We start from the raw sequence: 9,082 nt of genomic DNA on the forward strand, positions 1-9,082 counted from the left end.
GGGCGGCGCCTCAGTGAGCGCCGCCCTTGCCGTTGAATTCGTTGCAGGTCCGGATTTTAGCAAATCACGTCCGGACGGGCGCACCGGAGGGGCTATTCGCCGGCGTAGTTCTGCGGGTCGAGGCGGCGCTCCACGAGCTCGATGAGGATGTGGATGCACTTGATGTGGAGCTCCTGCACGCGGTCGGCCCAGCGGCCGCCGGGCGTGACGATCGCGACGTCCGCGAGCTCCGTGATGGGCGAGCCGGCGCGGCCGGTGAGCGCCACCACCTTCACGCCCATGCGGCGGGCGGCTTCGGCCGCGCGCACGACGTTGCGGCTCGTTCCCGAAGTGGTGATGCCGAGGAGCACGTCGCCCGGACGCGCGACGCCTTCGACGTAGCGCGAGAACACCTCCTCGTAGCCGAAGTCGTTGGCGACGCACGCGAGGTGCGAGGCGTCGGCGATCGCGGTCGCGGCGTAGGACCGGCGGTTCATGCGGTAGCGCCCGGTCATCTCCTCGGCGAAGTGCATTGCGTCGCAGAGGCTGCCGCCGTTGCCGCAGGAGAAGATCCTGCCGCCCGCGCGGATCGTTTCGGCCATGAGCGCGCCGGCGGCGTCCACCGCCTCGAGCGCCGTCTCGTCGGCGAGAAGATGGTCGAGCGCCTCACGGGCCTCAAGAAGCGCAGCGCGCACGTGCTGGGAACTCATGGAAGAGCGTCTCCGTGGGAGAAGAGGATGAAAGGTGAAGCGCGGAAGAGCTTCGTTCAGCCTTCGCGCCGGTCTTCGACCGCCGCGGCGATCGTCGCAAGGTCGGTGTACTCGATCTCGAGCCCCGAGGGCAGGCCGCGCGCGAGGCGCGTGATGCGCAGCCCCGGCCAGCGCTTCTTCACCGCGCCCATCAGATAGTACGCCGTGGCGTCGCCTTCGGGCGTATAGGAGGTGGCGACCACCACCTCGCGCAGCCCGTCCTCGGCGATCCCAGTCTCGATGCGCCCCATCAGGGCCGTGAGGCCGATTTCCTCGGGACCGGCGTCGTCAAGGGGCGAGAGGCGCCCCGAGAGCACAAAGTAGAGTCCCGGCCAGGAGAGCGATGCGTCGAGCGCCATCTGGTCCTGCACGCTCTCGACCACGCAAAGGAGCGACCGGTCGCGCGATTCGTCCGCGCAGGTCGCGCAGAGCTCCGTCTCGCACCAGGTGCGGCAGAGCCTGCAGCGGCGCACGCGGGAGGCGGCGCCCAATGCCCGGCCAAGCGCCTCGAGCTTCGGGCGGTTCGCGGGTTCGAGGAGGAAGAAGGCCGCGCGCTGCGCGCTCCTCGGTCCATACCCGGGGAGCGCCTCGAGCGCCCGGATGAGGGCCTCGAGCGCCGGAGAGGGCGTGAGCGCCATCAGCGGCCTCCTTCAAGGCGCGAGAAGGCCATCTTCACGTCCTGGGGCTCGGCCCAATAGGGCCAGCTCGTCACCAGGATGTCCGCGCCCGCGCGGGCGTAGTCCGCGGCGTTCGCGCCCTTGACGCCGCCCGCGGCCGAAACGACGAGCGCGGGATTAAGGGCGCGCGCGGCCGGGATGAATTCGGCAAGCGCCGCGGGCGTGAAGCGCTCGCACTGCACGATGTCGGCGCCCATGCGCACGAAGGCGAGGCCTTCTTCGGGCGAGGCGGCCTCAACGGCCGCCTTGCGCTCGGGGCTGCGCGCCTTGAGGCGGGCGAACGCCGCCGGGAAGTCGCCGCAGAAGACGCGGTGCTGGTCAAAGACGAGGATGGAGTCGGAGAGCCCGAGCCGGTGCACGATGCCGCCCCCCGCGGCGAGCCCGGCGAGCGCGATGCGCTTCCCGCCCGGCCAGTGCTTGCGGGTGCCCGCGACCTGGACGGCCGGGCGCACGGCCTGCGCGCGCTCGACCATGAGGCGGGTCCGCGCGGCGACGCCGCCCGCGTACTCCATCACGCACTGCGCGGTCTTGTAGACGGCGTGGAGCGCCGCGGCGGCCCCCTCAGCCCGGAGAATGGGCTCGTCCGCCTCGACCAGGGCGCCGTCTTCGCGGAGCACTTCGACCCAGGCCCCCGCACGGCGCAGGAGCGCCGCGGCGATGCCCGCCCCGGCAACGACGCCGGGCGCCTTGAGCGCGGCGGTGACGCGCCCGGGTTGGGCGCCGATGCCGAGGCCCTCGGTCGTGAGGTCCTCGTAGGGCCGGTCGTCAAAAAGAAGCGAATCAATCCAGTCGAGGGGTTCGAGCGTCGTCATGAGTGGGCCTCGCTTCGGGCGCCTCCTCCCGAGGAGGCGCCCCGTAAACGAAGAAACGCTCCGGCCGACCGGACGAGCGGCCGACGCCGAAGCGTCTCTTCATGGGTCCGGGGGGGAGTGCCTCCCGCCGGTCGTGCCTTTCCGAAATGATCAGAAGGGGAGCTTCATCCCCGGGGGGAGCGGAACGGCCTGGCGCATCGCGGCCTCGCTCTTCTCGCGGCAGACGGCCTCGGCGTTGTTGACGGCGAGCACGATCAGATCCTCGAGCATCTCGACGTCCTCCGGGTCCACGACGCTCGGGTCGATCGAGATCTTGCGGCACTCGTGGCCGCCCGTGATCGTCGCCTTCACGGCGCCGTTGCCGGCCTCGCCCGTGAACTCCATCGCCTTGAGCTCTTCCTGAACCTTGGCGAGCTTCTGCTGCATCTTCTGGGCCTGGGCCATCAGTCCGCCCATGCCGCCCATGCCGCCCATGTTGCGCATGCTGTTTCTCCGAGAAACGTGGATCAAAAAAAATCTTTCTGCCGCGGGAGGCGGCGCACTACTTCGCCGCCGGGTCGAGCGCCTCGACGGACGCCTCGTCCACGGCGCCGTCGAAGCGGCGCACGATCTCCTCGACCACCGGATCGCGCCGGAAGCGCTCGACGAGCGCACTGCGCTCGGCCGCCTTCTGCGCGCGCACCGCGTCAGCAACGGTCGAACCCGCCTCCGCGTCGCCCGCCTCGAAGACCACCCGGAAGGGGCGGCCGAGCCAGGCCGACACCCGCTCTTCGAGAAGCCGCCGGTTGGCGTCCGTGAGGAGCGAATGCACGCCGAGGCGCAATTGTACGCGACCGGGCTCGAGCGCAATCACCTGTGACTGGGACGCGAGCGACTTCAGGGGGCCCATGAGCCCCGCTCCCTCGATGATGTCCCGCCAGCTGAGGGGCGCCCGTCGTGCGGGCGCTCCGGGGAGCGCGTCAGCTGGCGCGAGGCTCTCCCCGCGGGGGCTCCGCGGGTTCGGACGCATCCATCCAGGGCGGCGGCTCGGGGGGTGCGGCCTGCCGCTGGGGCGCCGGAGCGGCCGGCTGCGGCGCAGTCGCAGGAGCAGGAGCAGCCTGCGGCGCGGACTGAACCGGCTCGACCGGCTGAGCCGCTCCCGCGGCGCGGTCGCGGGCGGGGGGTGCGCGGCGCGCGCCCGCGGGCTTGAAGGCGAGCATCCTGAGCAGCGTCATCGTGAAGCCGGCGTATTCGTCGGGCGCGAGCGGGAGGTCGTTGCGGCCCTGAAGCACGATCTGGTAGCAGAGCTGGACCTCTTCGGGCGAGAGGCGCCCGGCGAGCGCCTTCATCTCGCCGTAGCCCGGATCATCCTCGGCGACGGCCGACGGCACGCGCTGCAGGAGCGCGATCTTGTGGAGCATCGCGGCGAGTCCGCGCAGCCCCTCGCCGAACGAGGCGCTCTCGCGGGTCATCAGATCGGCGTAGCTCATCATCTTCGCGGCGTCGCCGTCGGCGAGCGCGTTGAGGATTCCCGCGAGGGCGTTCTCGGACGTGAGCCCGAGCATGCGGCGCACGGAGGCGTCCGTCACCTCGCCCCCGGAATAGGCGATCGCCTGGTCGAGGAGCGAGAGCGCGTCGCGCATCGAGCCACGGGCGCCTTCGGCGATGAGCCGCAGGCCCGGGCGTTCGGCCTTCATCCCTTCGGCCGTGAGGATGTGCTCGAGGTGGTCCACGATCGCCGCCGGGGTCATGTTCCTCAGGCTGAACTGCAGGCAGCGCGAGAGGACCGTGACGGGAACCTTCTGCGGGTCGGTGGTCGCGAGGATGAACTTCACGTACTCGGGCGGCTCCTCGAGGGTCTTCAGCATCGCGTTGAAGGCCGTCGTGGAGAGCATGTGCACTTCGTCGATCATGTAGACCTTGAAGCGCCCTTCGGTCGGTGCGTACATCGCGCGCTCCAGGAGCTGCGTCATGTCCTCGACCGAGCGGTTCGAGGCCGCGTCCATCTCGATGTAGTCCACGAAGCGGCCTTCGTCGATCGCGCGACACGCCTCGCACTTGCCGCACGGGTGCGCCGTGACGCCGCCCCTGCCGTCCTCGCCGCGGCAGTTGAGCGCCTTGGCGAAGATGCGCGAGATCGTGGTCTTGCCCACGCCGCGCGTGCCCGTGAAGAGATACGCGTGGTGCAGACGGCCCTCGGTGAGGGCGCGCGTGAGCGCCGTCACGACGTGGTCCTGTCCGACGATCGACTCGAAGTCATGGGGGCGCCACTTGCGCGCAAGTACCTGATAGCTGCTCATGGGGGCGGAGGAGATGGAATGAAAGCCGTTCAACGCCGGACATTCTAACGGAGGGCGCCCCACCCCCTCCCCGGCCACGCCGCTCCCCCGCCGTGCGCCACTGCATTCCGTTCGGCATCGAACGAAATAGGCACGAAAATGGCGAGCCTTGTCCTCGGCACTGCACGCACACCGGTATGGCTGCTTCGTTCCCGACCTGACCAGGTTTCCGGGACGCGCATGCGAGGGGACCCGCCAAGCTCAGGAGTATAGGGTAGGCACGGCGGATTTGCAAAAGATTGCTTCCCTCGGCCCCGCGCCGCCTGTTGGGGCGCCGGGCGAGGTGCTACTATTCGAGCCGTTCCTTTGTCGGGCCCGCCGGCCCGGGCGCGCACGCGGACTTCGTCCTGGTTCTTCCGGACCTCCCGCCGCCCCAACTCCTCCTTCGCCGGCGCTCAAGGGCCCCTTCCTCCCGGCTTCCGGCCTCCTCCCCCTCCGTGCACGCAGATGCGCGTCGAGCGCGGGACGCCCGGCCCTCCGCCGGAGGCGAAGAAGACAACACGCATTCATGATCCCGACTCCCGGGGGCGAAGCCGCCCGGAGCGTGCGGCAGTCCCGGAGCGGGCGCCGCCGCACCCGCAGCCTCCCGCGCAGGAACTCCGCCTGCGCGCCGTCCGCCCGGGGGCGCAATCCATTTGAGGAGCAACGCAATGAGCGAAATCCTTCACATCACCGACGCCGACTTCGATCAGACCATCCAGAGCGACGTCACCGTCTTCGTGGACTTCTGGGCGCCGTGGTGCGGCCCCTGCCGCATGCTCGCGCCGCGCCTTGAGGAGGCGGCCGACCTCTACGACGGCCGTGCCGTCATCGCCAAGTACGACTGCGACGTCTCCTCGGAGAAGGCCGCCCAGTACGGCGTGCGCGGCATCCCGACGATCATCGCCTTCAAGAAGGGCGAGCTCCTCGACCAGCGCTCCGGCGCCTGCGACCAGGCGACGCTCAACGCCTTCATCGAAAAGAACCTCTGAGGCGCCCTCCGCCTCCTACAGGCCCCGCGGAGCCCGCGGGGCCAGCGGCCGGCGCGGCCGCCCGCCCGCACATGAAGAGCGGCCGCCGCCGGGCCCTCCCCGGCGCCGCCCCCTGAACCCTAGCCCCGCACCGTCTCCCACACCAAAAAACACCGCGCGCCCCGAAGCCCCCCTTCGCCTCCCCTGAAGGCGGGCGTCCCCGTCAGGGACCTCAATTCCTCCGGCCGGCGGCGCACGACGCACACCGATCCCCATGCATCTCTCGGACCTCAAAGCCCTACACGTCACGCAGCTCCTCGACATGGCCGCCGCGCTCGAAGTCGAAAACGCCCAGCGCATGCGCAAGCAGGAGCTGATGTACGCCATTCTCAAGAAGAAGGCGAAGCAGGGCGAAACGATCTACGGCGACGGCACGCTCGAAATCCTGCCCGACGGCTTCGGCTTCCTGCGCTGCCCCGACACGAGCTACCTCGCGAGCACGGACGACATCTACATCTCGCCCTCGCAGATCCGCCGCTTCAACCTGCACACCGGCGACTCGATCGAAGGCGAGGTGCGCATCCCCAAGGAGGGCGAGCGCTACTTCGCCCTCGTGCGCGTGGACAACGTCAACGGGCTGCCGCCCGAGGCGCTCAAGCACCGCATGCTCTTCGAGAACCTCACGCCGATCTTCCCGAACGAGCCTCTCGTGCTCGAGCGCGACATGCGCGGCGACGAGAACCTCACGGGCCGCATCATCGACATGATCGCCCCGATCGGCAAGGGCCAGCGCTCGCTCATCGTCGCGCCTCCGAAGTCCGGCAAGACGGTGCTGCTGCAGCACATCGCCCACGCCATCGCGACGAACTACCCCGACGTCGTGCTCATGGTGCTCCTCGTCAATGAACGCCCCGAGGAAGTGACCGAAATGCAGCGCACGATCCGCGGCGAAGTGGTCGCCGCCACCTTCGACGAACCGGCCGTGCGCCACGTGCAGGTCGCCGAGATGGTGATCGAAAAGGCGAAGCGCCTCGCAGAGTCCAAGCGCGACGTCGTCGTGCTCCTCGACTCGATCACGCGCCTCGCGCGCGCCTACAACCAGGTGATTCCCTCTTCGGGCAAGGTCCTCACGGGCGGCGTGGACGCCAACGCCCTCGAGCGCCCGAAGCGCATCTTCGGCGCGGCGCGCAAGATCGAGGAGGGCGGGTCGCTCACGATCATCGGCACGGCCCTGATCGACACGGGCTCGCGCATGGACGACGTGATCTACGAGGAGTTCAAGGGCACGGGCAACAACGAAATCCACCTTGAGCGCCGCATGGCCGAGAAGCGCGTCTACCCGGCGATCAACCTCAACCGCTCGGGCACCCGCCGCGAGGAGCTTCTCCTCAAGCCCGACGTGCTCCAGAAGGTCTGGGTGCTGCGCAAGTTCCTCTACGACATGGACGAGCTCGAGGCGATGGAGTTCCTTCTCGACAAGCTCAAGGCGACGAAGACCAACGCCGAATTCTTCGACGCGATGAAGAAGTAGTCCCTCACTTTCCCGCGCAGAGCCGCCGGCTCCGCGGGGGAAAGGCCGGATGCACGGACGCCGCGCTCCCCCGGTCTTCCGGGAGGGCGCGGCGTCCGTTTTTTGCGGGGCTTCGAGGTACGGTCAGTCCGCGTCGGCGAGGTGCGCGAGGATGTGGGCGCGCACCGATTCGTCCTCCGGTTCGGTGAGCTCGATCTTCGTGAAGCCGGCCTCGCCGAGGCGCGCCACGATTCTCGGGTGGATCGTCACCGCCACGCCCGAGGTGATCCAGTCGCGGGCTTCGGGGACCGGGCGCACGGCGTGCATGAGCACGTCCACCGCGTCGGTGCTCGTGATGTAGACCACGGGCGCGGGACTCGACGCGGCGCGGCGCAGCTGCCGCAGCGCCTGAGCGGAGAGTTCGAGCGGCACACGCACGTAGGCGCAGAGCACGACCACGTCGCTGCCGATGCGGCGGAACTGCTCGGGCAGCCATTCGCGGCCGGTCTGACCGCGCAGAAAGAGCACGCGCGAAGGTGCGCCGTGCGCCTGCACGATCGGCCAGAGCGCCTCGGAGCCCGAATGCTCCGCGTCGCCCTCGGGGTAGATGAGCTTCACGCCGTCGCCCCAGGCCGCGCGGATCACCCGTGCGGTCCCCTCGCCCACCGTGGCGAGCGTGATGTGCTCGGGCCACTCGCGCACCCAGTGCGCGACCGCCGTGACGGCGGCCGGACTCGGGAGCACGACCATCTCGACGTCGTCGAGGTGCGCGAGCCGGTCGGCAACGAGCTCGGTGTGCTGCGGCAGTTCGATCGTGAAGGCGGGCCAGCGCCAGACGTCGTGGCAGTCCGGGCGCAGAAGCTCCGCGAGGCGGTTGTTCGCCTCGCCGGGTCGCATGAGGATCACCGGGCGCGTGCGCGCCGGTGCGGCAGTGTTTTCAGTCATCCGAGACAGGCCTTGAGATAATCTTCCGCGCCCTGACGACGCAGATCTTCAACGACGGCGGCGGCAATCGCCTCCGGATCCGAAACGGGGCCGCGGGCCTCGGAGAATACCGCTTCGCCGATGTGGTGGTTGCCGACGAGCGCGCGCAGCCAGAGCTCGTCGCCCTCGACCACGGCGTAGGCGGCGAGCGGCACCTGGCAGGAGCCGCCCATGGCGCGCGAGACGGCGCGCTCGGCCGTGCAGCATGCGCGCGTCGCCGGGCAGTTGATGAAGGTGAGCGCCTGCTCCATCTTCTCGTCGCCCGCACGGATCTCGATGCCGAGCGCGCCCTGGCCGGGCGAGGGCAGGCTCACCTCGGCGGGAATGATCTGGCGGATGCGCTCGGCGAGGCCGAGGCGCTTCAGGCCCGCGGAGGCCATCACGAGCGCGTCGAACTGCCCTTCGTCGAGCTTGCGCAGACGCGTGCCGACGTTGCCGCGGATCGGGAGCACCTCGAGGTGCGGGTAGCGCATGCGCAGCATCAGTTCGCGGCGCAGGCTCGCCGTGCCCACGCGCGCGCCGCGCGGCATCTCGTCGAGCGAGGCGTACTTGGGCGAGACGAAGGCGTCGCGCGGATCCTCGCGCTCGGAGACGGCGACAAGTTCGAACCCCTCGGGGAGCTCCATCGGCACGTCCTTGAGCGAATGGACCGCGAGGTCCGCCTCGCCGCGCTGCATCGCCGCCTCGAGCTCCTTCACGAAAAGGCCCTTGCCGCCCACCTTCGAGAGCGTGCGGTCGAGGATCTGGTCGCCGCGGGTCGTCATGCCGAGGAGCTCGACCTCGGCGCCCGGATAGCGGCCGCGCAGAAGGGCCTGAACGTGCAGGGCCTGCCACATGGCAAGCGGACTTTCTCGGGTGGCGATGACGCAGCGGTCGAACTGGGGCATGGTGTGTTCTTTTCTTCTACGAGGCGTTCGCCGGCCGAGCGCACCGCGCGTCCGTCCGGAACTCCTCTTGGGAAGAGGAATTCTAAACAGGGACGGCGCAGGCAACCTTAAAGACCGTCCTGCGGCGCAGGGCTGACGCGTAGCAGGCTCTAATTGCTTGCTGTGCGCCAGCCCTAATTCTTTGTTTTTTTACTAGGAAAAGCTTGCTTTATATCT

The 9,082-nt window shown here is 69.5% G+C and carries 10 protein-coding genes and 1 other RNA gene; 2 read left to right on the plus strand and 9 right to left on the minus strand.

Features of this window, described 5'->3' with window-relative positions; all coding sequences use genetic code 11:
• Nucleotides 1-92 precede the first annotated feature (92 nt).
• From gmhA to ffs, 7 genes are all read right to left on the minus strand, one after another.
• Nucleotides 93-689 carry a D-sedoheptulose 7-phosphate isomerase gene (gene gmhA / locus ACT6Y9_RS05810; protein ID WP_295476768.1) on the minus strand — a complete coding sequence of 199 codons (597 nt, stop codon included), beginning with the start codon at nt 687-689 and terminating at the stop codon, nt 93-95.
• Between the two features lie 56 nt (nt 690-745).
• Nucleotides 746-1,366 carry a recombination mediator RecR gene (recR, locus tag ACT6Y9_RS05815; RefSeq protein ID WP_295476770.1) on the minus strand — a complete coding sequence of 207 codons (621 nt, stop codon included), beginning with the start codon at nt 1,364-1,366 and terminating at the stop codon, nt 746-748.
• Nucleotides 1,366-2,217, minus strand: a complete 852-nt coding sequence (gene modD, locus ACT6Y9_RS05820) for a ModD protein (RefSeq protein WP_443743836.1) — start codon at nt 2,215-2,217, stop codon at nt 1,366-1,368. Before modD ends, recR begins: the two co-directional genes overlap by 1 nt.
• Nucleotides 2,218-2,367: 150 nt before the next feature.
• The gene (locus ACT6Y9_RS05825) at nt 2,368-2,700 is read right to left on the minus strand and encodes a YbaB/EbfC family nucleoid-associated protein (protein WP_443743837.1); all 333 of its coding nucleotides are present in this window, start codon (nt 2,698-2,700) and stop codon (nt 2,368-2,370) included.
• Between the two features lie 58 nt (nt 2,701-2,758).
• Nucleotides 2,759-3,106, minus strand: coding sequence for a hypothetical protein (locus tag ACT6Y9_RS05830; protein ID WP_295476773.1), 348 nt, complete (start codon nt 3,104-3,106; stop codon nt 2,759-2,761).
• Nucleotides 3,107-3,176: 70 nt separating this feature from the next.
• A complete protein-coding gene (dnaX, locus tag ACT6Y9_RS05835; RefSeq protein ID WP_443743838.1) occupies nt 3,177-4,496 on the minus strand; it encodes a DNA polymerase III subunit gamma/tau in 1,320 nt (439 codons plus the stop codon).
• Between the two features lie 137 nt (nt 4,497-4,633).
• Nucleotides 4,634-4,732, minus strand: an RNA gene (gene ffs, locus ACT6Y9_RS05840) — signal recognition particle sRNA small type.
• A gap of 453 nt (nt 4,733-5,185) precedes the next feature.
• Between ffs and trxA the strand changes: the two genes are divergently transcribed.
• Nucleotides 5,186-5,506 (plus strand): thioredoxin, encoded by a 321-nt coding sequence (trxA, locus tag ACT6Y9_RS05845; protein WP_443743839.1) that lies wholly within the window; start codon nt 5,186-5,188, stop codon nt 5,504-5,506.
• 253 nt (nt 5,507-5,759) lie between these two features.
• Nucleotides 5,760-7,016: a transcription termination factor Rho gene (gene rho, locus ACT6Y9_RS05850; protein ID WP_295476779.1), complete on the plus strand. Its 1,257-nt coding sequence runs from the start codon at nt 5,760-5,762 to the stop codon at nt 7,014-7,016.
• 123 nt (nt 7,017-7,139) lie between these two features.
• Here the strand turns inward: rho and ACT6Y9_RS05855 are convergent, their stop codons facing one another.
• On the minus strand, nt 7,140-7,940 hold the full coding sequence (locus ACT6Y9_RS05855; RefSeq protein WP_443743840.1) for a uroporphyrinogen-III synthase: 801 nt from the start codon (nt 7,938-7,940) through the stop codon (nt 7,140-7,142).
• Nucleotides 7,937-8,866, minus strand: a complete 930-nt coding sequence (gene hemC, locus ACT6Y9_RS05860; RefSeq protein WP_443743841.1) for a hydroxymethylbilane synthase — start codon at nt 8,864-8,866, stop codon at nt 7,937-7,939. Before hemC ends, ACT6Y9_RS05855 begins: the two co-directional genes overlap by 4 nt.
• Nucleotides 8,867-9,082: the final 216 nt, after the last annotated feature.

The sequence above is a fragment of the Sutterella sp. genome, from assembly GCF_052272535.1.
Taxonomy (GTDB): domain Bacteria; phylum Pseudomonadota; class Gammaproteobacteria; order Burkholderiales; family Burkholderiaceae_F; genus Sutterella.

What these genes read in the sequence shown, in the direction of transcription:
- gmhA (WP_295476768.1), bottom strand. Translation starts at nt 689, where the DNA reads ATGAGTTCCCAGCACGTGCGCGCTGCGCTTCTTGAGGCCCGTGAGGCG.
- trxA (WP_443743839.1), top strand. Translation starts at nt 5,186, where the DNA reads ATGAGCGAAATCCTTCACATCACCGACGCCGACTTCGATCAGACCATC.
- recR (WP_295476770.1), bottom strand. Translation starts at nt 1,366, where the DNA reads ATGGCGCTCACGCCCTCTCCGGCGCTCGAGGCCCTCATCCGGGCGCTC.
- ACT6Y9_RS05855 (WP_443743840.1), bottom strand. Translation starts at nt 7,940, where the DNA reads ATGACTGAAAACACTGCCGCACCGGCGCGCACGCGCCCGGTGATCCTC.
- rho (WP_295476779.1), top strand. Translation starts at nt 5,760, where the DNA reads ATGCATCTCTCGGACCTCAAAGCCCTACACGTCACGCAGCTCCTCGAC.
- ACT6Y9_RS05825 (WP_443743837.1), bottom strand. Translation starts at nt 2,700, where the DNA reads ATGCGCAACATGGGCGGCATGGGCGGCATGGGCGGACTGATGGCCCAG.
- ACT6Y9_RS05830 (WP_295476773.1), bottom strand. Translation starts at nt 3,106, where the DNA reads ATGGGCCCCCTGAAGTCGCTCGCGTCCCAGTCACAGGTGATTGCGCTC.
- modD (WP_443743836.1), bottom strand. Translation starts at nt 2,217, where the DNA reads ATGACGACGCTCGAACCCCTCGACTGGATTGATTCGCTTCTTTTTGAC.
- hemC (WP_443743841.1), bottom strand. Translation starts at nt 8,866, where the DNA reads ATGCCCCAGTTCGACCGCTGCGTCATCGCCACCCGAGAAAGTCCGCTT.
- dnaX (WP_443743838.1), bottom strand. Translation starts at nt 4,496, where the DNA reads ATGAGCAGCTATCAGGTACTTGCGCGCAAGTGGCGCCCCCATGACTTC.